Here is a 22,491-nt window from a genome sequence, read left to right as displayed (position 1 = left end):
GTTCATGACCGCCCCCGCCCCCGCTGCCGTCCTGCCGACGACCGTCCCGCGACCACGCGTCCCGCGACCGTCCGCCCCGCCACGCACACTCCGAGGGCCAGCATGCTCACCCGGCGCGACAGCCGTACCGCGCGTTCGATGTCCGCGCCCCGCACGTCCCGCCCGGACTCCCCGTTCAGCACCGGCCGGTGCTCGACGCGCCCCGCGTACGCCAGGGTCCCGCCCAGCCGTACGCCGAGCGCCCCCGCGAACGCGGCCTCCACCGGCCCCGCGTTCGGGCTCGGGTGACGCCCCGCGTCCGCCTTCCAGGCGCGTACGGCCTCCCTGGGCCGCCCGCCGCCCGCCACGGCCAGCGCGGCCGTCAGCCGGGCACCGGGCCACCCCGCGAGGTCGTCCAGACGGGCCGAGGCCCATCCGTAACGGCGGTAGCGGGGCGACTTGTGGCCGACCATCGCGTCGAGCGTGTTCACCGCCCGGAAGCCGACGAGTCCCGGCACCCCGCCGATCGCCCCCCACACCAGCGCGCCGACGACGGCGTCCGAGGTGTTCTCGGCGACCGACTCGACGACCGCGCGGGCGATGCCCGGACCGTCCAGGGAGTGCGGATCACGCCCGCACAGGTGCGGCAGCCGCTCCCGGGCCACCTCCAGGTCCCCGGCGGCCAGGGCACCGCCGATGGCGCGGGCCTCCCGCCCCAGCGACGTCCCCCCGACGACGGACCAGGCGGTGACGGCGGTCAGCGCGACGGCGAGCGCGGGGCGTCCCCGGACGGCGCGCGCGGTCAGCGCGGCGGCCCCCACGGCGCCTCCGGCGCAGACGAGGGTGTGCAGCGCGCCCCGGCCCCGGTCGTCACGCCACAGCAGGGACTCCACCCGCGCGGCGGCGCGGCCGAATCCGGCGACGGGGTGGCCCCGGCGGGGGTCGCCGAGCAGGGCGTCGGCGATCAGCCCGGCCGTGGCGCCGTACGCGAAGACGCGGTCGGCACGCACGGATCAGCCGGTCGCGGGGAGAGGCGTTCCGGCGCGAGGGCCTGTCGTGGGGGGCACAGGACGGGGTGCACGGCGGCCGGGCATGGCGTATGTCCTCACTCAGGGTCCGCGCCCTGGTTCGACGTGACCGGCGACGAGAGTCTCCTGGCTTCCGGATCCGCGGTTCCCCCGGCCTTCCAGCCCGCGTGAGCGGGCCGTGACGTTCCGGTGTGGGGGAGCGCTCCCCGGTGACAGTGGCGGGACCGCGCCGGATTCGCACCGGCTTCCTCTGCTGTCGCCGTAAATGGCTCCGGCAGTCCACCACGCCCCGCGAACAACCGTCAACTCGCTGTTGACCTGCGGGGCTCCACTGTGCGCAGACACACATCGGGCCGGACACACGAGAGTGTGTCCGGCCCGAAGAGGGGGCGGGGTGCGGAGTCAGGCGACGATCAGGTAGATCCCGTACGCGACCGCCGCCACGCACGCCGCGAAGCAGGTGTACGCGCCGGTGCGCGCCAGCGCGACCGACCCTCCGGCGGCGCTGCTTCCGGCCGTGGCGGACTGCTTGGAGAGGGCGACGATGCCCAGGGTGAAGAGGCCGACCAGCGCGACGGTGACCACGAGGCTGACACCGAACACGGAGGCGAGAGCTGCCCAGTCGATTTTCATGCTGATCTGTCCTTACACCTTGGCCGGCGGCCGTGCCGGGTCGTCGGGCGACGGGGCCGGGGCCGGGATGGTGGTTGCGAGGTCGGCGGCCGGGCCGCCGACGGGCGGCGGCTGGACCGCGGCGATGGCGGTGGTGACGACGCCCTGGGGCTCGCCCTCCCCGTCCGTGTCGTTGACGTTGGTGTGGTCGACCGGCTGGCGGCGCGAGGCCAGCCAGATGGCGAAGGAGCCGCCCACGAGCACGACCGCGGTGACCGCGATGCCCCAGGGGCCCTGCTTGGTCAGGTACTCGGCGCCCGCGCCGATCAGACCGGCCGCCGGGAGCGTCAGCCCCCAGGCGACGAACATCCGGGTGGCGGTGGACCAGCGGACCACGCCCCCCTTGCGGCCGAGGCCCGCGCCCATGACGGCACCGGAGCAGGACTGGGTGGTGGAGAGCGAGAAGCCGAGGTGCGAGGAGGCCAGGATGACCGTCGCCGCGCTGGTCTGGGCGGCGAAGCCCTGCGGCGGCTGGAGGTCGGTCAGGCCCTTGCCCATCGTGCGGATGATGCGCCAGCCGCCGAGGTAGGTGCCGAGCGCGATGGCCACACCGGCGGAGACGATGACCCACATGGGCGGGTTGGAGCCGGGGGCCAGGACACCGCTGGTGACCAGCGCCAGGGTGATGATGCCCATCGTCTTCTGGGCGTCGTTGGTGCCGTGGGCGAGCGAGACGAGACCGGCGGAGGCGATCTGTCCGGCCCGGTAGCCCTTGGCGGTCGACTTGAGCTGACCCTCGTCGGTGACGTTCCGGTTGATCCGGTACGTCAGCCGCGTGGCCAGCATCGCGGCGATACCGGCGACCAGGGGGGCCGCGATCGCGGGCAGCAGCACCTTGGTGACGACGGTGCCGCCGTTGATCGAGGACCAGCCGGCCGACATGACGGCCGCGCCGATCAGTCCGCCGAACAGGGCGTGGGAAGAGCTGGAGGGCAGGCCGACCAGCCAGGTCAGGAGATTCCACAGGATGGCGCCGACGAGCGCCGCGAAGATGACCTCGGTTCTGATGCCGTCTTCGTTGACGATCCCGCCGGAGATCGTCTTGGCGACCTCCACCGACAGGAACGCGCCGATCAGGTTGAGAACGGCGGACATCGCCACCGCTGTCTTGGGCTTCAGGGCGCCGGTCGAGATGGTCGTAGCCATCGCGTTGGCGGTGTCGTGGAAACCGTTCGTGAAATCGAACACGAGAGCTGTCACGACCACAATCGCAAGCAGCAGCGTGATGTGTTCCATTTACCCAGGCAATCGTTCGACGTCAGTGGCACATGGACCGTAGGCAACCTGGATGAACGGAAGATGAACTGGGCAGGGCGCTGCGGTGACTCCAAACGGAGTGGGCTCCCTCCGCTTGTGTCCGGGAGGGGCTGCGCGGTGCCTGTGGGGTGGGGTGTGGACCGCCCTTTGCCACTAGTTGGCGAACATTTTGAACGGCTGTTCGGCACCCGGAAGAGACCTCCGTCACCTCCCCCGTGACGTTCCGGTTGCGCGTCCGGCCCCCTACGCTCGCCCCATGAGCGAGCAGCACCCGGAATCCGTCGGCCGGACCTGGCTGGACGTCGTCGCGACCGCCCGCCGCAGCGCGGCGGACGGTCTGGTCGTCGGCACCTCGGGCAACGTGTCGGCACGCGTCGGCGACCTGGTCCTGGTCACGCCCAGCGGGGTGCCCTACGACCGGCTCGGGCCCCACGACGCGGTCGGAGTCGATCTGGAGGGCCGCCAGGTCCTCGGAGACCTCGGGCCGACCAGCGAACTCCCCCTGCACCTGGCCGTGTACCGCTCCACCGACGCCGCCGCCGTGGTGCACACCCACGCCGTGCACGCCACCGCCGTCTCCACCCTCGTCACCGAGGTGCCGCTCGTCCACTACGCCGCCGCCATCCTCGGCGGCCCCGTCCGCACCGCCGCCTACGCCCGCTACGGCACCCCGGAACTGGCCGAGGCCATGCTCGGGGCCCTGGAGGACCGCACCGGCTGTCTGCTGGCCAACCACGGCACCGTCACCTACGGCGACACGCTCGACCAGGCCTACGAGCGCACCGCCCAACTGGAGTGGCTCTGCCGCCTCTGGCTCACCGCGAGCTCCGTACCCGGCCGCACCCCGTCCCTGCTCGACGCGGCCCAACTGGACGAGGTGACGGAAGCCCTCAAGGGATACGGCCAGCCCGGCTGACCCCCGCCCGCCCCGGACACCCGCGTGAACCACCAGGCGCCGGGTGCCACGGCTCCGGACCGGACCCGGCCCGCGTCCGCCCCGGACGGCCCCGCCCACTGGCAGCCCGCCTCCCGCCCCACGACACTGAAGCGGTGCGCCCGGTAACCGCGACGGCAACGGCCGTCACCACGATCCTCGGCGTCGGTGCGACAGCGGTCGCGGCCGGCCGGTACGCCAGCGACGCCGCCCTCAAAGCGGCGCCCGGACGTCCCCTCCCCGCCGACCGCAGACTCACCGTGCACGCCACGGCGGCCGGCCAGGTCACCCTGACCCGGTCCTTCTCGGCGCTCAGGCCCGGCACCTACGGCCTGTCCGGACCCGGCGTCCACGCGGTCGTCGGGCCCGTCGTCGAAGGGGCCTCCCAGGCCGCCGACACCGTCGTCCGCAGGCTGGAGAGCGTCGGCCGGGGCCTCCTCGAACCGGGCGTGAAAGTGCGGCTCACCCCCGCGCTGTACGACGGTGACCCGAGCGTCGACCTCGGCCTGGACCACCAGGAGGTCGAGATCCCCGGCGAACTGGGCATCCTGCCCGCCTGGTACGTCGCCGGCGCCCGCGACACCTGGGTCATCACCGTGCACGGCCTCGGCACCACCCGGGCCCACCCCATGAACCTGATGGGGTTCCTCCACGAACAGAGCTTCCCCGTGCTCGACCTCGCCCACCGGGGCGACCCCGGAGCCCCGCGCCCCGCGGACGGCCTCGGCCACTTCGGCGCCTCCGAGTGGCGCGACCTCGACGCCGCCCTCCGCTGGGCCCTGCGCCACGGGGCCCGCAACGTGATCCTGCACGGCTGGTCCACCGGCGCCACGATGGCCCTGTACGCCGCGGTCGAGTCCCCGCTGCGCGACCGGATCAGCGGCCTCGTCCTCGACTCCCCGGTGCTGGACTGGCAGGTCACCCTGCGCGCCCTGGCCGCGGCCCGCGGGGTCCCGGCCGCCCTCCTGCCACTCGCCGTCCGCGCCGCCCAGGGCAGGACCGGGATGAACGCCGCCCCCCTGCTGGAGACCTCGGCGCCCGCCTCCCTGCGCACCCCGACCCTGATCCTGCACGGCCCGGAAGACACCATCGCCCCCTGGGCCGCCTCCCGCGAGCTCGCCGCCCGCCGCCCCGACGTGGTCAGCCTCCACGCCGTACCGCAGGCTCCGCATGCGTCGATGTGGAACGCCGGCCCAGCCCGCTACGAGGAGACCCTGCGACGCTTCCTCACCCCTCTGATGTGAGCCGATGGGGTGAACTCTCCCGCGTGCCGCCGCACCGGGGGAACCTTTCCCGTACCGGTGAAACGCCTTCCGTTTGGGCTTTCGGGCCGTCAGGGGCAAGACTGCTCCCGTGACGTCCCGTACTCCGCGCGACTCCAGGCTGCGACTTGTCCGCCCGCGACCCCTCGCCACCGCCCGCAAGGCCGTGACGACCCGGCGTACCAGGCCGGCTCCCCGGCCCCCCGAGGGCACCCCGCCCCGCACGGAACTGGCGCGCCAGGCCAGGACGGTGCTCGCCGACGCCGTACGCATCGCCCACTGGGCGGCGGGCACGCCGGGGCCGGGCAACGCCGCCCCGCTCGCGGCCCACGCCCTCGAACGGGCGGCCACCGCCCTGGAACTCTCCCCGGCGCAGGTCCGCGCCGGCTGGGACCGGGCCCGGCTGGCAGGACTGATCGAACTGCACGGCGACACCGCCCGCCCCGGCTGGCGGCTGCGTGCCTGGGACCGGGACGACTCCGCCGTCCTGCGCGGCTGGGTGGCGCTCTTCGACGCCTGGTCGCTCGTCCACGCCGCACCCGCGGACATCGAGGCGGGGGCGGTCGCCGAAGCCGTCGAGGCCGTGCCCCAGGTACTCTCCCTCCTCCAGCTCTCCGCGGGGCCCGTCACCGTCCCCGCCCTGCTGGACCTCCTCGGGCAGCGTGTCGCCGAACTCCGGGAGGAGCGCTGCGAAGTGCCCCTGGGACCCGGCAGAACCGCGCCCGCGGCCCCGGCGGAGACCCCCGCCCGGGCAGCGGCGGCCGAGAACGGCGCAGGACCCGCCCGGAGCGCCGACCTCAACGCCCTGCTGCTCGACTGGGCCCTGGAGGGCCTCGCCGCCGTCGGGGCGCTGACGCTCGGCAAAGGGCACGCCACCCTCACCCCGCTCGGCAACTGGGCGGTCTGGGTCAAGCTGGAACAGATCTGCGTCGCCGCCCAGAGCCCGGCCGGAAACATCGAGCAGTCCGCCGCCGACATGCTCCTCGGCTGCGCCCGGCTCACCCCCGGCCCGGCCCGTGCCGAATACCGCGCCTGGCTCGCCGCCCGCACCGTCGGCAGCGCCGTCGCCGAACTGCTGGCCGTCGCCCGGGGCGAGGACGCGCTGCTGCGCGGACTGGCCTTCGAGGCGCTGAGGGTCGTCGGCGCCCCTGCCGAACCGGAGGTCCGGGCCGTGCTCGCCGAACCCTCGCTGCGGCCCTACGCGCTGCTCTGGCTCGCCGAGTACGAGGGCAACGACCCGGACGACGCCCCGGACGTCCTCAGCCGCGAGGAGGCCACCTGGCTCTGGGTCGACACCGCGGCGGCCGTCGCCGACCACGGCGAGACCGGGCTGCTGGTGCGTCACCTCGACTCCGCCGTCCAGGGCACCGTCCCGGCGCTGCTCGACGAGGTCAGGGCCGTCGGCCACCCGCGCACCGTCCAGGTCCTGGTCGCCCTGGCCGCGGCCCACCCGGACCCGGCCCTGGCCAAGGCGGTCCGCCGGGCCGCGTTCCAGGTGCACACCGGAGGAGCCTGACCCAGGGCCCCGGGCGACCCGGGGCCCCGCAGGAAAGCCCGACCGCCGCCGCCGGGATCCGCTCGGCCCGCTCAGCCGGCTCCCGGCGCGTACGTCCCGCTCAGCCCGACCCCGGGGCGTACGTCCCGAAGCTCCACACGTTGCCCTCGGCGTCCCGCGCCATGTAGTCCCGGGAGCCGTAGTCCTGGTCGGTCGGCTCCATGAGGATCTCCACGCCGAACTCCTTGGCGCGGGCACAGTGCTCGTCCACCTCGTCCACGACCACGTACACCCCCGCCGGGCCCGCGCCCGTCATCGCCTGCGCGAACAGTCCCTCGCGCCCCTTGGAGCCGAGCATCACCCTGCCGTTGCCGCAGGACAGCTCGGCATGCAGCACACTGCCGTTCTCCCCCTCGTGGACCGCCTCCTCGGTGAAGCCGAGGCCCTGCGTCAGCGTCCTGATCGCGGCCTTCGCGTCGTCGTACAGGATCGTCGGGTAGATCGTGGGAACGCCGCTCGTCCCGCCTGTCATCACACTCACCTCTCCCGGTGTCGTGTCTGCTGTCCGGACCACTCCGATGTGATCTGCGTCTCAGTCTTCCACCGGGCGCTGACAACGCCCTCCTGGATCCGGTCCTCGCCGACCGCCGCCGCGCCCGGGCGGCCCGCCCCGCGCCGGAGATCGGACGGTTCGTCCCGACGAGCACGCGGAAAAGAAGTTGCGCACCGCCAGTAGAATGGGCCGTATGGCTTTCCTCCTTGTGCATTAGCGGCGTCGAGAGACCTCCGCCCTCGTCCCTCCGCCGTCCCAACTGCCCTGGAGTTTTCCCGTGATCACCGCTTCCGGCATCGAGCTGCGTGCCGGCGCCCGCATCCTCATCGAATCCGCTTCCTTCCGTATCGCCAAGGGCGACCGCATCGGCCTCGTCGGCCGGAACGGAGCGGGCAAGACCACCCTCACCAAGTGCCTCGCGGGCGAGGGCACCCCCGCCGGGGGCACCATCACCAGGTCCGGCGAGGTGGGCTACCTCCCGCAGGACCCGCGCACCGGCGACCTCGACATCCTCGCCCGCGACCGCATCCTCTCCGCCCGCGGCCTCGACACGATCCTGCGCAAGATGCGCGAGAACGAGGACCGGATGGCGAACGGGCAGGGCGCCACCCGCGAGAAGGCGATGAAGAAGTACGAGCGCCTGGAGACGGAGTTCCTCACCAAGGGCGGATACGCCGCCGAGGCCGAGGCCGCCACCATCGCCGCCGCGCTCAGCCTGCCCGACCGGGTCCTCGGTCAGCCGCTACACACGCTCTCCGGCGGTCAGCGCCGCCGCGTCGAGCTGGCCCGGATCCTCTTCTCGGACGCCGACACCCTGCTCCTGGACGAACCGACCAACCACCTCGACGCCGACTCCATCGTCTGGCTGCGTGACTACCTCAAGTCCTACCGCGGCGGCTTCATCGTGATCTCCCACGATGTCGACCTGGTCGAGACGGTCGTCAACAAGGTGTTCTACCTCGACGCCAACCGCTCCCAGATCGATGTCTACAACATGGGCTGGAAGCTCTACCAGCAGCAGCGCGAGGCCGACGAGAAGCGCCGCAAGCGCGAGCGCCAGAACGCCGAGAAGAAGGCCGCGACCCTCAACGCGCAGGCCGACAAGATGCGCGCCAAGGCCACCAAGACCGTCGCCGCCCAGAACATGGCCAAGCGCGCCGACCGGCTGCTCTCCGGCCTGGAGGCCGTCCGGGTCTCCGACAAGGTCGCCAAGCTGCGCTTCCCCGACCCCTCGCCCTGCGGCAAGACCCCGCTGATGGCGGAGGGCCTCTCCAAGTCGTACGGCTCGCTGGAGATCTTCACCGACGTCGACCTCGCCATCGACAAGGGCTCCCGCGTCGTCATCCTCGGCCTCAACGGCGCCGGCAAGACCACGCTGCTCCGCCTCCTCGGCGGCGCCGAGAAGCCCGACACCGGCGAGATCATCGAGGGGCACGGCCTCAAGCTCGGGTACTACGCCCAGGAGCACGAGACCCTCGACCCGGAGCGCACGGTCCTGGAGAACATGCGCTCCGCCGCCCCCGACCTCGACCTCGTGGCGGTCCGCAAGACGCTCGGCTCCTTCCTCTTCTCCGGCGACGACGTCGACAAGCCCGCGGGCGTGCTCTCCGGCGGCGAGAAGACCCGGCTCGCCCTCGCGACGCTGGTCGTCTCCTCCGCCAACGTGCTCCTGCTCGACGAGCCGACGAACAACCTCGACCCCGCCAGCCGCGAGGAGATCCTCGGCGCGCTGCGCACCTACAAGGGCGCGGTCGTCCTCGTCACCCACGACGAGGGCGCCGTCGAGGCTCTCCAGCCGGAGCGGATCATCCTGCTCCCGGACGGCGTGGAGGACCTCTGGGGAGCGGACTACCGCGACCTCGTCGCCCTCGCCTGATCCACCGGGGATAGATCATTCGGCCTACGCGTGATCCGTCATCTGCGTGAGGACGTCTCGTACTCCGGTGGTGCGCCCGGCGCTCACCCGTCGTGCGCCCCCTTTCCTGCCGCTCCTCCCCGTACGGCCCTGACCTGGCTCTTCTCTTGCCGGTCCGGGCCGTGCGCCCTCCGGCGCCTTGGGGAATCGGGGATTCCGCTCGTGCTGACGCGCTTCCCGTCCGGGAAACCGCCCGCACCGACCTTGCCGAATGGGTGGCCAGGAGGCGCGGGAGGGGTGATCATGAGAGTCCAGAGCGCACTTCCCATGAGGAGGCACGGGTGGCCGAGACTCTGAAGAAGGGCAGCCGGGTAACCGGCGCCGCGCGTGACAAGCTCGCGGCAGACCTGAAGAAGAAGTACGACTCCGGTGCGAGCATCCGGGCGCTGGCCGAGGAAACCGGTCGCTCCTACGGGTTCGTCCACCGGATGCTCAGTGAATCCGGAGTGACGCTGCGAGGACGCGGCGGCGCGACACGGGGCAAGAAGGCCGCTTCGGCTTGAGGCCCCTGCGGGTTCGGTGTCCGCGGCGTCATTCGGCGTCCTTCGGGCCCAACGGAAATTCGGGGTGACCACCCGGCTGATCGCAAGGTCGTCCGGGTGGTTACTGTTCAGTCACTTCATACCGAGTGCTGACCGCACCCCTTCCGGAGGCGCCCCATGACCTCGCTCGACACTGTGCTCGACAAGGACGGCGTACGGCTCACCGTCGACGACGCCGTCGCCACGGTGACGCTCACCCGTCCGGCCAAACGCAACGCTCAGTCTCCCGCTCTGTGGCGGGCGTTGACCGAGGCCGGAAGGGCGCTGCCCGGCACGGTCCGGGTCGTGGTGCTCCGCGGTGAGGGCATGTCCTTCTCCGCGGGCCTCGACCGCCAGGCCTTCACTCCCGAGGGCTTCGACGGCGAGCCGTCGTTCCTCGACATGGCGCGCGGCCCGGAAGCCGAGCTCGACGCGATCATCGCCGAGTACCAGGAGGCGTTCACCTGGTGGCGCCGCAACGACCTGGTGTCGATCGCGGCGGTCCAGGGCCACGCCATCGGCGCCGGCTTCCAGCTCGCCCTCGCCTGCGATCTGCGGATCGTCGCCGAGGACGTGCAGTTCGCCATGCGCGAGACCAGCCTCGGCCTCGTCCCCGACCTCACGGGCACCCATCCCCTGGTGCACCTCGTGGGGTATGCCCGCGCGCTCGAGATCTGCGCCACCGGCCGCTTCGTGCACGCCGAGGAGGCCGAGCGCACCGGCCTCGCCAACCTCGTCGTCCCCGCCGACCAGCTCGACGCGGCGACGCGCGACCTGGCCGGTGCCCTGGTCGCGGCGCCCCGCGACGCCGTCGTCGAGACCAAGGCCCTCCTCGCCGGCGCGCTCTCGCGCGACTACGAGGAGCAGCGCGTCGCCGAGCGGGCCGCCCAGGGCCGCCGACTCCGCGACCTGGCGGGCGTCACCGACTGACCACGTCCGTGACCAGCACCGACACCGGCAGCCGCTCCGCCGCGGCCGCCGCCACCGCCGTACGCACGGACCGGGCGACATCCAGCGCCCGATGGTCCCCGGCCGTCGCCACCTCGACCCGCACATGGTCGCGGGCGGTGTGCACCGGGCCGCCCAGGACCCGGGTCAGCGAGACGACCCCCGGCACCCCGGCGGCAGCCGTCGCCACCGGCCCCTCGGGCTCCGCGCCCGGGGCCGGCGGCACCGTTCCCTCGGCCGTCACCTGATCGGTCGCACCGCCTTCCAGCAATGCCGTGACCGTCAGGTCCACCTCGGCGATCTCCAGACCCAGCCGGGCGGCGGCGGCCGTGAGCAGCGCCGCTCGCAGGGCCGCCGCGGTGTCGGTCAGCGGCCGGTCGGGGGTGGTGGCGAACTCCGCCTCGATCCGCAGCGGTACCGGCGGCAGCGCGTTCGGCGGAGCCGGGGGCGGCGCCGGGTCGGCCGGACCCCGCGACACGTCGCGGCCGCCTCCGGTCACCGCCGCCTCCACCGCCGCCTCCGTCGGGCCGATCCGCAGCTTCCCCAGCACCGTCCCGGGGCGGGCCGTCGCCCCGCGCAGCACCGCGGCGGCAGCGGTCTCGGCGATCCACGCGCCGTCCGCCGGGCCGCCCAGTGGCAGCAGTCTGCCCAGGCCCAGTCGTTGCCGTACCGCGGCGGTCCATCCGTCGTCCCTCTGCGGGTCCCGCGCTGTTGTCATCGCCCCAGCCTGCCGCATCCACGGCGCGGGATGGGGAAAGCGCACTTAACGTGGGCAAGGAAGTCCAACCCTGTCCCGAAGGGAAGATCGGCGATGACTGAGAGCTCCCAGCGCAACAACCCCGACAGCGTCCCGGGCGGCAAGAACCTCGGCAAGCGCGGCGGCGGTGACCCCGGCACCCGGGGCCGCACCACCATCGCCGACGGCGTCGTCGAGAAGATCGCCGGAATGGCGGCACGCGACGTGGCCGGTGTCCACGCGATGGGCAGCGGCCTGTCGAGGACGTTCGGCGCCGTCCGCGACCGGGTCCCCGGCGGCGGCAAGTCCGTCACCCGCGGTGTGAAGGCGGAGGTCGGCGAGTCCCAGGCGGCCCTCGACCTGGAGATCGTCGTCGAGTACGGCGTGTCCATCTCCGACGTGGCCCGCGACGTGCGCGAGAACGTCGTCGCCGCCGTGGAGCGCATGACCGGACTCGAAGTCGTCGAGGTCAACATCGCGGTCAGCGACGTCAAGCTGCCCGACGAGGAGGACGACGAGGACGAGTCCGAACAGCGGGTCCAGTAGCCCTTCCGCATCTCCGTCGCACGCCAGTTGAGGAGAGAAACACGATGAGCATGGCTGTCGCCGGTCTGTTGGCCGGCATGGCGCTCGGGTTCGCCGGGTATTTCGGCGGGTTCGGAGCCTTCGTACTGGTGGCCGCGCTGGGTGCGGTCGGCTTCATCGCCGGCCGCTTCCTGGACGGCGACCTGGAGCCCGGCGACTTCTTCCGGAGTCGCGAGCGCGGCGACCGGCGACGGTGACGGCGGTGACCGGCCGGGTCGCCGCCGCGGTACGGGGCGAGACCCGGATCGCCGACCGCGTCGTCGCCAAGATCGCCGCCCAGGCGGCGAAGGAGGCGATCGACGAACCGCCCGCGGACGGGGCGTCGCCGCGTGCCACGGTCACCGTGCACCGCGACGCCGCCCGGGTCCGGGTCAGCCTGGAGCTCGGCTATCCCAGCGACATCGGCCGCCAGTGCGGCGCCGTACGCCGCCGGGTCGCCCAGCGGGTCGAGGCACTGGCAGGCATGGAGGTGCCCGAGGTGGCCGTGCAGGTCGAACGGCTGCACCCCGCCGGAGCGAGCGCTGCCGCACAGGGGAGGATCCGATGACCGAACCCGGTGAACCGACCGGCTCCACCCGGCGCATGCCCACTCCCGGACAGGACGACGCCGACGCGCACACGCCTGCGCCGGACACGACGGCCGACGCCCGCGAACCGGTCCCCACCCTGGAACAGGGCGACAGCGCCGCCGGCCGCTTCTGGTCCGCCCGCCGGGTTCCGGCCGCCCTGCTGGCCCTCGTACTCCTGGGCGGGGCCGGGCTGCTGCTCTACGACATCGCCGCCGTCCGGGCGGGACACCCGGCCATGCGGTGGCGTCGCTCCCTCGCCGACGGCCTGGCCGAACAGCGTCTGGACGATGTCGCGGTGCTCATCGGCGCCGGGGTGGCGGCGTTGATCGGCCTCTGGCTGATCCTCCTCGCCCTCACCCCCGGACTGCGCGATCTGCTGCCGATGCGTCGCGACCGCGCCGACGTCCGGGCCGGACTCGACCGCACCGCCGCCGCACTGGTCCTGCGGGACCGGTCCGTGGAGGTGTCCGGCGTGCAGTCCGTGCGGGTCCGGATGGGGCGGCGGAAGGCGAAGGTGCGCGCGCTGTCCCACTTCCGGGACCTCGACGACGTACGGACCGACCTGGACGCCGTGCTGGAGAAGGCCGTCCGGGAACTGGGCCTGGCACGTCCGCCGGCCCTCTCCGTCCAGGTGCACCGACCGGAGAAGAAGGGATGAGCCGCATGCGCTCCACCGTCAACCGGGTCCTGCTGGCTTTGGCCGGGCTGGTGCTGGTCGTCCTCGGCGGAGCGGTACTCGCCGTCGGCCTCGGCGCCGCCGTGCCGTCCTGGTGGCCCTGGGACGGCAAGACCGACGTGCTGCTGAGCACGGCCGACCGGCAGCGCTGGCGCGACGCGGGCTGGTGGTGGCCGACGGTGATCGCCGTCCTCGCCGTCCTCGTGGTCCTCGCCCTGTGGTGGTTCCTCGCCCAGCTCCGCCGCGGTCGGCTGGCCGACGTACTGGTGGACAGCGGCGACGGCGAAGGGGCACGGCTGCGGGGCCGCGCCCTGGAGGGCGTCCTCGCCGGAGAGGCGGAAGCACTGGACGGGGTGGCCCGCGCCCAGGCGATGCTGACCGGCCGCCGCACCGCGCCCCGGGCCCGGGTCCGGCTGCTGATGGAACCGCACGCCGCCCCCCTGGGGACGCTGCACGCGGTCGCCGACGGGGCGCTGGCACACGCCAGGAACTCCGCCGGCCTGGACGGGCTTCCCGCCGAGATTCGCCTCAAGGCCGTCAAGCACCGCGCGGAGCGGGTGTCCTGACGGCCCCTACGTACCGGGGGAGCGGTGGGTCCGGTCCGGTCAGAAGCCGTGCCGTGCTCCGCCGTCGACCGGGACCATGATTCCCGTCAGGTACGAGGCGGCGGGGGAGAGCAGGAAGGCCGCGGTCCTCCCGAACTCCTCCGGCGTCCCGTAGCGCCGCAGCGGAATCCGCGCCTCGTGCGCGGTGCGGGCGGCCTCCGCGTCGCCGGACAGGGCGTCCAGTTCGCGGACCCGGTCGGTGTCGATCCGGGCCGGCAGCACGCCCACCACCCGGATGCCGCGCGGGCCCAGCTCGTCGGCCAGCGACTTGGCGAAGCCGGCGAGGCCGGGACGCAGCCCGTTGGAGATGGTCAGCCCCGCGATCGGCTCATGGACCGATCCGGAGAGCACGAAGCCGATGACGCCGCCCTCGCCGAGCGCGGCCGCGGCCGTCCGGGCGAGACGTACCGCACCCAGGAACACCGTCTCGAACGCGGTCTGCCACTGGTCGTCCGTGTTGTCCGCGAGGAAGCCGGGGGCGGGTCCGCCGACGCTGATGAGGATGCCGTCGAGCCGTCCGAAGCGCTCCCGCGCCGTGTCCACCAGACGTTGAGCGGCGCTCGGGTCGGCGTTGTCGGCGGCGAGCCCGACCGCGACCGGGCCCAGCTCGGCGGCGGCCTCCGCGACGGACTTCTCGTCCCGTCCGGTGATGATCAGTTTCGCGCCGTCGGCGGCCAGGGAACGGGCCGTGGCGTTGCCGAGGCCCCGGGTCGCTCCGGTGACGATGTAGACGCGGTCCTTCAGTCCAAGATCCATGGCCCTATCCTGCCGGGTCCTCCCCGGCCAGGTCGACAGCGGAGTTCACCAGACCGATATGACTGAAGGCCTGCGGGAAGTTGCCCAGCTGCCGCCCCGCCGCCACGCCGTACTCCTCGGCCAGCAGACCCACGTCGTTGCGCAGCTCCAGCAGATGCTCGAACAGCTCCCGCGCCTCGTCCGGCCTGCCGATCCGCTGCAACGCGTCCACCAGCCAGAACGAGCAGGCGAGGAACGCCCCCTCGTCGCCCGGCAGCCCGTCCACGGAGACGCCCTGGGTGCTGTAGCGACGGACCAGCCCGTCGCTGCCCAGCTCGGCGCGGACCGCGTCCACCGTGCCGGTCACCCGCGGGTCGTCCGGCGGCAGGAACCCGGTCCGCACGATGAGCAGCGTCGAGGCGTCCAGCTCCCGTGACCCGTAGGACTGGGTGAAGGTGTTCCGCTCGGCGTCGTACCCCTTCTCGCAGACCTCGGCGTGCACGGCGTCCCGCATCGCCCGCCAGCGGTCGGCGTCGCCGGGCAGTTCGGGATTCTCCTCCAGCGAGCGCACCGCCCGGTCGGCGGCGACCCAGGCCATCACCTTGGAGTGCACGAAGTGCCGTCGGGGGCCGCGGATCTCCCACAGTCCCTCGTCCGGCTCGCGCCAGGTCGACTCCAGGAAGCCGAGCAGGCTGAGCTGGAGGTTCCAGGCGTGCGGCTTGTCGTCGAGTCCGGCGACGCGGGCGAGCCGGAGCGCGTCGATGACCTCGCCGTACACATCGAGCTGGCGCTGACGGACCGCCGCGTTGCCGGTGCGCACGGGCCGCGAGTGCTCGTAGCCGGCGAGCCAGGGCAGCTCCGTCTCGGGAAGCCGCCGCTCGCCCGCCAGCCCGTACATGATCTGGAGGTCGGCCGGGTCCCCGGCGACGGCCCGCAGCAGCCAGTCCCGCCAGGCCTCCGCCTCCTCCAGATAGCCGGCCGAGACGAACGCCCCGAGGGTCAGCGTGGCGTCGCGGAGCCAGCAGTAGCGGTAGTCCCAGTTCCGTACGCCGCCGATCTCCTCCGGCAGGGAGGTGGTAGGGGCCGCCACGATGCCGCCCGTCGGGCCGTACGTCAGCGCCTTCAGCGTGATCAGGGAGCGCAGCACGGCATCGCGGTAGGGGCCCTCGTACGTGCAGGCTTCGGTCCACTTCGCCCAGTCGTGGAGCGTGTGCTTCAGCGCCTTGCGCGGATCGATCAGCTTCGGGCGCGGCGCGTGCGAGGGGTGCCAGGTCAGCACGAACGCCACACTCTCGCCCTCGGCGACGGTGAACGAGGAGCAGGTGCTGAACTGCTGGCCCCACGTCTTGACCGGCGGTTCGCTGCGCAGCCATACGGAGTCGGGGCCGGCGACCGCCACCCGGTGGCCGTGCGAGCGCCGCACCCAGGGCACCACCGAACCGAAGTCGAAGCGCAGCCGCAGCACCGAACTCATGTCGACGGTGCCGCTGACGCCCTCGACGATCCGCATCAGGTCCGGCGTCTTGTCGCGCTGCGGCATGAAGTCGATGACCTTCACCGTGCCGGTCCGCGTCTCCCAGTACGTCTCCAGGACCAGGGAGTCACCCGCGTACCCACGCCGGGTGCAGGTGTCCGAGGTGTTGGCCCCCTTGGGCGCGATGCGCCAGTGGCCGTTCTCCTCGGTGCCGAGCAGGGCGGCGAAGCAGGCGCCGGAGTCGAAGCGGGGCAGGCAGAGCCAGTCGACGGAACCGTTCCTGCCGACGAGCGCGGCGGTCTGGAGATCGCCGATCAGGGCGTAGTCCTCGATGCGTGGGGTCACGCCTGGCGTTTTCCCGAACCGGGCCCTTGTCAACCAGCCATCGGGCCCGCGGGTTCGCCGGAGTCCTCAGGCGCTCGCCGGTTCGGGCTGTTCGGGGGCGTCGGCCGTCGCGTTCTCGGCCGCGGCCTGCTCGCGGTCGCGCTTCTCCCGGCGTACGAGAATGATCCAGCCGACCGGGACGGCGGCGACGAACAGCCACCACTGGACGGCGTAGGCCATGTGCGGGCCGATCGAGCTGTCGTCCGGGGAGGCGATCCGCTCGGGCAGATCACCGGTCGGCCGGGGGGCGGTCTGCTCGATGTACCCGCCGAGGACCGTCCGGGACAGCAGCTGGGACTGCTGGTCGCTGTTGATCAGCATCACCTGCCGGTCCGGCAGCCCCGCCAGGTCCTTGATGCCGCTGCTGCCGGTCGTCTCGTCCGCCTTGAGGCGGCCGGCGACGGTCACTTCGCCCCGGGGCGCGGGCGGCACGTCGGGGAAGGCGGTCTGGTTCGGCGCGGCCGGGACCCAGCCGCGGTTGACCAGGACGGTGCCGCCGCCCTTGAGGTCCAGCGGGGTCAGGACATGGACGCCGATGCGGTCGTCGTCCGAGGTCCGGCGGCGGACGACCACCTCGTGCTCGGTGTCGAACGTCCCGGTCGCGGTGACCGCCCGCCAGTAGTCCGACCGCGGGACGGTGTGGCCGGGAGAGGTGAGCTCGGAGACCGGGACCGGCTCCGCGTCGAGGTTCCGTGAGATCAGCGCGTTCTGCTCGACCCGGTGATCGTGCTTGTGGAACTGCCAGAAACCCAGCTCGATCATCGTCGGAATCAGCGCGAGGCCGAGCAGGGTGAGGATCACCCACTGCCGGGTCAACAGGAAGCGGTACACCCCATGACCGTACAACCGGGGTCATGGGGTGCGGCACTCAGGGGTGGAGCCGGAGCGATCCGGCGGCGGTCCGAGCCGTCACACTTTGTCCACGATGCCCGCCTTCCCTTCGGCGCGGGCGCAGTGGGCGCCGCAGTACCAGTGCCCTTCGACCTCGACGCCCTGCCCGATCACCTGGACCCGGCAGTGCTCGCAGATCGGCGCCATGCGGTGGATGGCGCAGGAGAAGCAGTCGAAGACGTGCACCGCGCCCTGCGCGTGCACCTCGAAGGACATGCCGTAGTCGTTTCCGCAAACCTCACAACGTGCCATGCGCCACAGGGTGGGACGCCCGGCGGTCACGGGGCGAGCGGCTGCCGGGCGAGTCGTGCCCGGTTCACTCCGATGACGGTGCGGGGGCCTGGTGCGGCAGGGTCGCACCCGGGACCGGCTCGGCGGGGGCCACGTCGCGCAGCAGATGGGTGAAGGCGCTCTCCTCCAGGATCGGCGTCCCGAAGGTCTTCGCCTTCTGCGTCTTGGACGTGGCGGCGTCGGGGTCGTTGGTCACCAGCAGACTGGTCAGCCGCGACACACCGGTCGCCACGTGCAGGCCGGCCTCCACCGCCCGGTCCTCCAGCAGCTCCCGGTCGATCGAGGTGTCCCCGGAGAAGGCCACCCGCATCCCCTGCTGGAGCGGCTTCTCCTTCTCGTACCGCCCCGGATTGGGATACGGGCAGGCCGGCCGTTTGCGCGAGGGCCGCCAGCTGGTCTGCTGCCGGGAGGGCTGATAGCCGACGCGCGGGGTGACGGGGGAGTCGGACCACTCGGTCAGCGGTCGGCACTCCAACAACGGCAGCCGCACCCCGCCCCGGGCCGCGGCGTGCAGGCTCGGCCGGAACGCCTCGGCCAGCACCCGGGCGTCGTCCAGGGCGTGGTGGGCCTGCTGCTGTACGACGCCGAAATGCGCGGCGAGGGACGCCAGCTTGTGGTTGGGCAGCGGCAGCCGCAACTCCTTGGCCAGCGCGATCGTGCACAGCCGGTGCTCGACGGGGGCGATCACCGACGCACGCGCGTACTCCCGGGCGATCATCGACCAGTCGAACGCCGCGTTGTGCGCGACGAGCACCCGGTCCCTGAGCCGCTCCGACAGCTCGGCGGCCACGTCGGGGAAGAGCGGCGCGCCTTCGAGCACGTCGCTCGTCAGCCCGTGGATCCAGACGGGCCCGGGGTCCCGCTCCGGATTGACCAACGTGTACCAGTGGTCCTCGACATTGCCCAGGGCGTCCAGCCGGTAGACGGCGGCGGAGATTATCCGGTCGTCGCGGGCGAGTCCGGTGGTCTCCACGTCGACGACCGCGTACCCCTGGGGGTAGGCGGTCGGCCATGGTGCGGCTGTCTGGCGGTCGTCGAGCATGGTCACAGAGAATACGGGCCGCGACTGACAGTCCCCTATTCGGCCGTCACGGTGACGTGATCCCGCCGTCAGGGGAGGCGGACGCTCCGTTCGGGCGGGAAGAGTTCGGCGCCGGTGACGGGGTGTCGTGGGCCGGCCGGATCATCAGCCGAACCGCACCGGCCGGCGGGGTGAGGTCGAGGACGGCCTCGCCGCCGCCGAGGCTCAGCGAGGTGAGCGAGGTCAGTTCCGCGAGAGCGCTGCTCGGGTTCGAACCCCTCCCGGGCGGCGGACAGTTCGTGGACCACCTGGCTCCGGTCGTCGTCCCGGCACTGCTTCACCAGGTCGTACGCCAGGGCGCCGCCCACCGCCGAGGCCGTCCGCACGACGGCCTCGGCCGCATGCTCGGTGAGCCCGTCCAGCATCGACGACAGCAGCTCCGACGCGAGCCCGTCCACGGTGACCCGTTCGTTGACGCTCTCCTGGCTGTCCGGTGGCAGAAGTCCTTCCGTGCGTCCCTCCCCTCGCTCCCGTACCTCTGGATCCGGCTCCGGCGCACGGGCCAGGCTCGCCGCCGCCGGCAGGATCAGCCGGTGCTCGTCGACGGCCTCCGCGCCGGCCCGCCGCAGGAGGGACGTCAGCAGCGGGGCCCGCTCGTCCGGCCGGGCGTGCCCCACCGCCATCCGCACCACGTCGTCCCCCGGTCCTCGTGGGCGTGGCGGACCAGGACGCGAGCCGAAGTCGCGGGCCGCCACCGCGCCTTCGCGCCCGGGTGGTCCTGAAGGTGCGGCGCGCGAACCCCACCGAGCCCTGGGCCGGTTCGCGGAGCAGGTCGCTGCGGTCGAGGAGGTGGGCGAAGACCTGGTCGGGGGCGCCCCGGACCTGAGACCTGGCCCGCGTCCAGTCAGCGACCGGAGAGACCGCCTCGTCCTGCCGGGCCTCGACCGGGCCGCCGCGGATCAGCCAGTACGCGAGTCGTTGCAGCAGAGCCGTCCGCTCCTCGCGGGTCAGGTCGACGCCCCCCACCCCGATGATCTCGTGCTCCGTGTCGCGCCGGACCAGCCGTATGTCCAGCGCGTGTTCCCCCTCCCAGGAGGCCGATAGCGGAATCCACCGGCGCGGGTGACTGGCGGAAAGTGCCAAAGACTGCTGACACCAGGTCTCGCATACTTGTGGGTAACAACGTCTAGCCCTGGTCGGCCCGCGGCCCTACGGTGCTCGCATGGAGCCGAACCTGCCCGATGTCGTGCTGTGGTCAATACCGGCCTTCGTGCTGCTCACCGTGATCGAGATGGTCAGCTACCGCCTCCACCCGGACGAGGACGCCGCCGGGTACGCGACCAAGGACACCGCCACCAGCCTCACCATGGGCATCGGCAGTCTTGGCTTCGACCTGCTGTGGAAGATTCCCATCCTGGCGATCTACATGGGCGTCCACGAACTGACGCCGCTACGGGTGCCCGTGCTGTGGTGGACCGTCCCGCTGATGCTCCTCGCCCAGGACTTCTTCTACTACTGGTCCCACCGCGGCCACCATGTGATCCGGATCCTGTGGGCCTGCCACGTGGTCCACCACTCCAGCGAGAAGTTCAACCTCACGACCGCGCTGCGCCAGCCCTGGACCTCCGCGACGGTCTGGCCGTTCTATCTGCCGCTGATCGCCTGCGGGGTGCACCCGGCGGCGCTGGCGTTCTGCCAGTCGGCCAACCTCGTCTACCAGTTCTGGGTGCACACCGAGCGTGTCGGCAAGCTCCCGCGCCCCTTCGAGTACGTGCTCAACACGCCCTCCCACCACCGCGTCCACCACGCCTCCCAAGGCGGCTACCTGGACCGCAACTACGGCGGGATCCTGATCGTCTGGGACCGGATGTTCGGGTCCTTCGCGGCCGAGACCGAGCGGCCCGTCTACGGGCTCACCAAGAACATCTCCACCCACAACCCGCTGCGCGTCGCGACCCACGAGTACGTCGCCATCGCCCGGGACGTCCGGGCCGCCGACACCTGGAGAGAGCGGGCGGGACGGGTCTTCCGCGGGCCGGGCTGGCAGCCGGCGCCGAAGGCGGGGGCCGGGGTCACGGCGGGCGAACCCGCGCACGCGTCCGTGGAGACCTCCGTCCCGGAACGGGCTCTGTGAGCGCCACCGACTCCCGCTCCGCGAGCACCCGCGGAGCCGAGCGCTTCGCCCGCCCCGTGCTCCTCGCCTTCCTCGTCGCCGCCGGGGTCGACCTGGCCGGGCTGATCGCCGGGGCCGAGACCGCCCACCTGGTCGCCAAGCCGCTGCTGATGCCGCTGCTCGCCGGGTACGCGGCGGACCCCGGCCACTCGTCGCGGCCCTGCTGTTCGGGTGGGGCGGCGACGTCTTCCTGCTCGCCGACGACGACCTGGCCTTCCTCCTCGGCATGGGCTCCTTCGCGGTCGGCCATGTCTGCTACCTGACGCTGTTCGGCCGCGGCCGGGCCCGTGCGCCGCTGGCCACGGGAGCCGGGTACGCCTTCGTCCTGGCCGTCTTTCTCGTGCTGATCTGGCCGGACCTCCCGGCGGACCTGCGTATCCCGCTGACCGGCTACAGCCTGCTGCTCACGGCCGTGGCCTGGCGGGCCGGCGTGCTCGGCCGGTACGCGGCGGCCGGCGGGACGCTCTTCCTGATCTCCGACGCCCTCATCGCCACCGGCATCGCGGAATGGCCGCAGGCGCCCGCCCCCGACTTCTGGGTCATGCTCACCTATATCGCCGCCCAGGCCCTGCTGACCCTCGGGGTGCTCACGGCGGCCCCGGCCGGGGAAACCGGGCGAACCGGGGCGTACCGTGAACCGGGTACCAGCGTCTGAAACCGGCAAGGACCCCGAACGTATGCGCGCCACCGTCATCCACGCCCCCCACGACATCCGGGTGCGGGAGGTGCCGGACCCGGGGATCCAGCAGCCCACCGACGTGGTGCTCAGGGTCCTGCGGTCCTGCATCTGCGGCAGCGACCTGGGGGCCTACCGGGGCGAGTCGGCCAGGCGGCCCGGACAGCGCACCGGCCATGAGTTCCTCGGCGTCGTCGAGGAGGCGGGGTCCGGCGTCAACGGGTTCGCCGTGGGCGATCTGGCCGTCGCCCCGTTCGTCTGGTCCGACGGCACCTGCACCTACTGTGCCGAGGGCCTCACCACCTCCTGCCCCAACGGCGGCTTCTGGGGCTCGGTCGGCCCGGACGGCGCGCAGTCGGACGGCGGCCAGGGCGAGGCCGTCCGCGTCCCCCACGCCGACGGCACCCTGGTCAAGCTCCCGGCCGCCGCCGCCTCCGACGACCGCCTGCTCACCGCCCTGCTGGCGCTCTCCGACGTCCTGGGCACCGGCCACCACGCCGCCGTCGGCGCGGGCGTCGGGCCGGGCGGCACCGTCGCGGTCGTCGGGGACGGCGCGGTCGGCCTGTGCGGGGTGCTCGCCGCCAAGCGGCTCGGCGCGGAGCGCGTCATCGCGCTCGGCCGCCACACCGCGCGCACCGACATCGCCCGCCGCTTCGGCGCGACCGACGTGGTCGCCGAACGCGGCGAGGCCGCCCTCGCCGCCGTCCGCGAACTGACCCGGGGCGAGGGCGTGCACAGCGTCATCGAGGCCGTCGGCACCGAGCAGTCGATGCGCACCGCCCTCGGCATCGTCCGCGACGGCGGCTCCATCGGCTACGTCGGCGTTCCGCACGGCAGCGCCACCGGCGTGGACCTCGGCGTCATGTTCGGCCGGAACATCGCCCTGCGCGGCGGCGTCGCCCCCGTACGCCGGTACATACCGGAGCTGCTCCCCGACGTGCTGGACGGCACGATCGACCCGTCGCCCGTCTTCGACCGGTCCATCGGCCTGGACGAAGTACCGCTCGGGTACAAGGAGATGGACGAGCGGACCGCGCTGAAGGTGCTCATCACGCCGTAGGGCCCGACGTGGGGCGAGGGCCCGGGGAGAACGTTCTCCCCGGGCCCTCGC

Annotated in this window: 24 protein-coding genes, 1 pseudogene and 1 riboswitch; of the genes and pseudogenes, 14 read left to right on the top strand and 11 right to left on the bottom strand. The window is 72.9% G+C overall.

Going from position 1 to position 22,491, the window contains the following annotated elements; all coding sequences use genetic code 11:
* Positions 1-2: 2 nt before the first annotated feature.
* From ACH4RG_RS11175 to ACH4RG_RS11165, 3 genes are all read right to left on the bottom strand, one after another.
* The gene (locus ACH4RG_RS11175) at positions 3-989 is read right to left on the bottom strand and encodes a cobalamin biosynthesis protein (protein ID WP_398163592.1); all 987 of its coding nucleotides are present in this window, start codon (positions 987-989) and stop codon (positions 3-5) included.
* Positions 990-1,126: 137 nt separating this feature from the next.
* Positions 1,127-1,259, bottom strand: a riboswitch (cobalamin riboswitch).
* 150 nt (positions 1,260-1,409) lie between these two features.
* Entirely contained in the window at positions 1,410-1,640 is a 231-nt protein-coding gene (locus ACH4RG_RS11170; protein WP_397916172.1) for a hypothetical protein, read from the bottom strand.
* Positions 1,641-1,652: 12 nt separating this feature from the next.
* Positions 1,653-2,915, bottom strand: coding sequence for an anion permease (locus tag ACH4RG_RS11165; protein ID WP_397916171.1), 1,263 nt, complete (start codon positions 2,913-2,915; stop codon positions 1,653-1,655).
* Positions 2,916-3,192: 277 nt separating this feature from the next.
* On the opposite strand from ACH4RG_RS11165, the gene ACH4RG_RS11160 reads away from it, so the two are divergent.
* From ACH4RG_RS11160 to ACH4RG_RS11150, 3 genes are all read left to right on the top strand, one after another.
* Positions 3,193-3,852, top strand: coding sequence for a class II aldolase/adducin family protein (locus ACH4RG_RS11160; RefSeq protein ID WP_397916170.1), 660 nt, complete (start codon positions 3,193-3,195; stop codon positions 3,850-3,852).
* A gap of 134 nt (positions 3,853-3,986) precedes the next feature.
* A complete protein-coding gene (locus ACH4RG_RS11155) occupies positions 3,987-5,114 on the top strand; it encodes an alpha/beta hydrolase (protein ID WP_397916169.1) in 1,128 nt (375 codons plus the stop codon).
* A 184-nt stretch (positions 5,115-5,298) separates the two neighbouring features.
* Positions 5,299-6,648: a hypothetical protein gene (locus ACH4RG_RS11150; protein WP_397930259.1), complete on the top strand. Its 1,350-nt coding sequence runs from the start codon at positions 5,299-5,301 to the stop codon at positions 6,646-6,648.
* A 100-nt stretch (positions 6,649-6,748) separates the two neighbouring features.
* Here ACH4RG_RS11150 and ACH4RG_RS11145 read toward each other — a convergent pair whose 3' ends face one another.
* Positions 6,749-7,159: a VOC family protein gene (locus ACH4RG_RS11145; protein ID WP_398539419.1), complete on the bottom strand. Its 411-nt coding sequence runs from the start codon at positions 7,157-7,159 to the stop codon at positions 6,749-6,751.
* 298 nt (positions 7,160-7,457) lie between these two features.
* Here ACH4RG_RS11145 and ACH4RG_RS11140 point away from each other — a divergent pair, with 298 nt between their 5' ends.
* The 3 genes from ACH4RG_RS11140 to ACH4RG_RS11130 all read left to right on the top strand — a co-directional run bounded on the left by ACH4RG_RS11140 (position 7,458) and on the right by ACH4RG_RS11130 (position 10,546).
* On the top strand, positions 7,458-9,056 hold the full coding sequence (locus ACH4RG_RS11140; protein WP_397916167.1) for an ABC-F family ATP-binding cassette domain-containing protein: 1,599 nt from the start codon (positions 7,458-7,460) through the stop codon (positions 9,054-9,056).
* Between the two features lie 320 nt (positions 9,057-9,376).
* Positions 9,377-9,598 (top strand): helix-turn-helix domain-containing protein, encoded by a 222-nt coding sequence (locus ACH4RG_RS11135; RefSeq protein ID WP_006123601.1) that lies wholly within the window; start codon positions 9,377-9,379, stop codon positions 9,596-9,598.
* A gap of 156 nt (positions 9,599-9,754) precedes the next feature.
* On the top strand, positions 9,755-10,546 hold the full coding sequence (locus ACH4RG_RS11130) for an enoyl-CoA hydratase/isomerase family protein (protein WP_397916166.1): 792 nt from the start codon (positions 9,755-9,757) through the stop codon (positions 10,544-10,546).
* Here ACH4RG_RS11130 and ACH4RG_RS11125 read toward each other — a convergent pair.
* Positions 10,536-11,282, bottom strand: coding sequence for a hypothetical protein (locus ACH4RG_RS11125; protein ID WP_397916164.1), 747 nt, complete (start codon positions 11,280-11,282; stop codon positions 10,536-10,538). The genes ACH4RG_RS11130 and ACH4RG_RS11125 overlap by 11 nt on opposite strands.
* Before the next feature lie 93 nt (positions 11,283-11,375).
* Here ACH4RG_RS11125 and ACH4RG_RS11120 point away from each other — a divergent pair, with 93 nt between their 5' ends.
* Genes ACH4RG_RS11120 through amaP form a run of 5 tightly spaced genes read left to right on the top strand, consistent with a single transcriptional unit; the run spans position 11,376 to position 13,696 of the window.
* Positions 11,376-11,846, top strand: a complete 471-nt coding sequence (locus ACH4RG_RS11120) for an Asp23/Gls24 family envelope stress response protein (protein WP_397930226.1) — start codon at positions 11,376-11,378, stop codon at positions 11,844-11,846.
* Between the two features lie 44 nt (positions 11,847-11,890).
* Positions 11,891-12,082 (top strand): hypothetical protein, encoded by a 192-nt coding sequence (locus ACH4RG_RS11115; RefSeq protein WP_012381448.1) that lies wholly within the window; start codon positions 11,891-11,893, stop codon positions 12,080-12,082.
* Positions 12,079-12,432, top strand: a complete 354-nt coding sequence (locus tag ACH4RG_RS11110; protein ID WP_397916162.1) for a hypothetical protein — start codon at positions 12,079-12,081, stop codon at positions 12,430-12,432. The genes ACH4RG_RS11115 and ACH4RG_RS11110 overlap by 4 nt, the downstream gene beginning before the upstream one ends.
* Entirely contained in the window at positions 12,429-13,112 is a 684-nt protein-coding gene (locus tag ACH4RG_RS11105; RefSeq protein WP_397916161.1) for a DUF6286 domain-containing protein, read from the top strand. Before ACH4RG_RS11110 ends, ACH4RG_RS11105 begins: the two co-directional genes overlap by 4 nt.
* A gap of 5 nt (positions 13,113-13,117) precedes the next feature.
* Positions 13,118-13,696, top strand: coding sequence for an alkaline shock response membrane anchor protein AmaP (amaP, locus tag ACH4RG_RS11100; protein WP_397930261.1), 579 nt, complete (start codon positions 13,118-13,120; stop codon positions 13,694-13,696).
* 39 nt (positions 13,697-13,735) lie between these two features.
* Here amaP and ACH4RG_RS11095 read toward each other — a convergent pair whose 3' ends face one another.
* From ACH4RG_RS11095 to ACH4RG_RS11070, 6 genes are all read right to left on the bottom strand, one after another.
* Positions 13,736-14,491, bottom strand: a complete 756-nt coding sequence (locus tag ACH4RG_RS11095) for an SDR family oxidoreductase (RefSeq protein WP_398539418.1) — start codon at positions 14,489-14,491, stop codon at positions 13,736-13,738.
* Between the two features lie 4 nt (positions 14,492-14,495).
* Complete coding sequence (locus tag ACH4RG_RS11090; RefSeq protein ID WP_397930229.1) at positions 14,496-16,289, bottom strand: glycoside hydrolase family 15 protein; 1,794 nt, start codon at positions 16,287-16,289, stop codon at positions 14,496-14,498.
* 66 nt (positions 16,290-16,355) lie between these two features.
* Entirely contained in the window at positions 16,356-17,159 is an 804-nt protein-coding gene (locus tag ACH4RG_RS11085; protein WP_397916158.1) for an SURF1 family protein, read from the bottom strand.
* A gap of 78 nt (positions 17,160-17,237) precedes the next feature.
* Positions 17,238-17,471 carry a hypothetical protein gene (locus tag ACH4RG_RS11080; RefSeq protein WP_078618651.1) on the bottom strand — a complete coding sequence of 78 codons (234 nt, stop codon included), beginning with the start codon at positions 17,469-17,471 and terminating at the stop codon, positions 17,238-17,240.
* A gap of 64 nt (positions 17,472-17,535) precedes the next feature.
* Positions 17,536-18,558 (bottom strand): DEDDh family exonuclease, encoded by a 1,023-nt coding sequence (locus ACH4RG_RS11075; protein ID WP_397916157.1) that lies wholly within the window; start codon positions 18,556-18,558, stop codon positions 17,536-17,538.
* A gap of 62 nt (positions 18,559-18,620) precedes the next feature.
* Entirely contained in the window at positions 18,621-19,223 is a 603-nt protein-coding gene (locus tag ACH4RG_RS11070; RefSeq protein WP_397916156.1) for a hypothetical protein, read from the bottom strand.
* A gap of 530 nt (positions 19,224-19,753) precedes the next feature.
* Here ACH4RG_RS11070 and ACH4RG_RS11065 point away from each other — a divergent pair.
* The 3 genes and pseudogenes from ACH4RG_RS11065 to ACH4RG_RS11055 all read left to right on the top strand — a co-directional run bounded on the left by ACH4RG_RS11065 (position 19,754) and on the right by ACH4RG_RS11055 (position 22,440).
* A complete protein-coding gene (locus tag ACH4RG_RS11065; protein ID WP_397916154.1) occupies positions 19,754-20,665 on the top strand; it encodes a sterol desaturase family protein in 912 nt (303 codons plus the stop codon).
* A pseudogene (locus ACH4RG_RS11060) lies at positions 20,662-21,359 on the top strand (lysoplasmalogenase). The gene ACH4RG_RS11065 and the pseudogene ACH4RG_RS11060 overlap by 4 nt, the downstream one beginning before the upstream one ends.
* A gap of 22 nt (positions 21,360-21,381) precedes the next feature.
* Positions 21,382-22,440, top strand: coding sequence for a zinc-dependent alcohol dehydrogenase family protein (locus ACH4RG_RS11055; protein WP_398539417.1), 1,059 nt, complete (start codon positions 21,382-21,384; stop codon positions 22,438-22,440).
* Positions 22,441-22,491: the final 51 nt, after the last annotated feature.

The sequence above is a fragment of the Streptomyces sp. NPDC021019 genome, assembly GCF_044333295.1.
Lineage (GTDB): Bacteria > Actinomycetota > Actinomycetes > Streptomycetales > Streptomycetaceae > Streptomyces.
This window is presented reverse-complemented; position numbering and strand designations above follow the sequence as displayed.

Excerpts from the sequence above, each read along its gene's own strand:
- ACH4RG_RS11170 (WP_397916172.1), bottom strand. The coding sequence starts at position 1,640 with ATGAAAATCGACTGGGCAGCTCTCGCCTCCGTGTTCGGTGTCAGCCTC.
- ACH4RG_RS11165 (WP_397916171.1), bottom strand. The coding sequence starts at position 2,915 with ATGGAACACATCACGCTGCTGCTTGCGATTGTGGTCGTGACAGCTCTC.
- ACH4RG_RS11160 (WP_397916170.1), top strand. The coding sequence starts at position 3,193 with ATGAGCGAGCAGCACCCGGAATCCGTCGGCCGGACCTGGCTGGACGTC.
- ACH4RG_RS11145 (WP_398539419.1), bottom strand. The coding sequence starts at position 7,159 with ATGACAGGCGGGACGAGCGGCGTTCCCACGATCTACCCGACGATCCTG.
- ACH4RG_RS11130 (WP_397916166.1), top strand. The coding sequence starts at position 9,755 with ATGACCTCGCTCGACACTGTGCTCGACAAGGACGGCGTACGGCTCACC.
- ACH4RG_RS11125 (WP_397916164.1), bottom strand. The coding sequence starts at position 11,282 with ATGACAACAGCGCGGGACCCGCAGAGGGACGACGGATGGACCGCCGCG.
- ACH4RG_RS11120 (WP_397930226.1), top strand. The coding sequence starts at position 11,376 with ATGACTGAGAGCTCCCAGCGCAACAACCCCGACAGCGTCCCGGGCGGC.
- ACH4RG_RS11115 (WP_012381448.1), top strand. The coding sequence starts at position 11,891 with ATGAGCATGGCTGTCGCCGGTCTGTTGGCCGGCATGGCGCTCGGGTTC.
- ACH4RG_RS11105 (WP_397916161.1), top strand. The coding sequence starts at position 12,429 with ATGACCGAACCCGGTGAACCGACCGGCTCCACCCGGCGCATGCCCACT.
- amaP (WP_397930261.1), top strand. The coding sequence starts at position 13,118 with ATGCGCTCCACCGTCAACCGGGTCCTGCTGGCTTTGGCCGGGCTGGTG.
- ACH4RG_RS11095 (WP_398539418.1), bottom strand. The coding sequence starts at position 14,491 with ATGGATCTTGGACTGAAGGACCGCGTCTACATCGTCACCGGAGCGACC.
- ACH4RG_RS11080 (WP_078618651.1), bottom strand. The coding sequence starts at position 17,471 with ATGGCACGTTGTGAGGTTTGCGGAAACGACTACGGCATGTCCTTCGAG.
- ACH4RG_RS11065 (WP_397916154.1), top strand. The coding sequence starts at position 19,754 with ATGGAGCCGAACCTGCCCGATGTCGTGCTGTGGTCAATACCGGCCTTC.
- ACH4RG_RS11055 (WP_398539417.1), top strand. The coding sequence starts at position 21,382 with ATGCGCGCCACCGTCATCCACGCCCCCCACGACATCCGGGTGCGGGAG.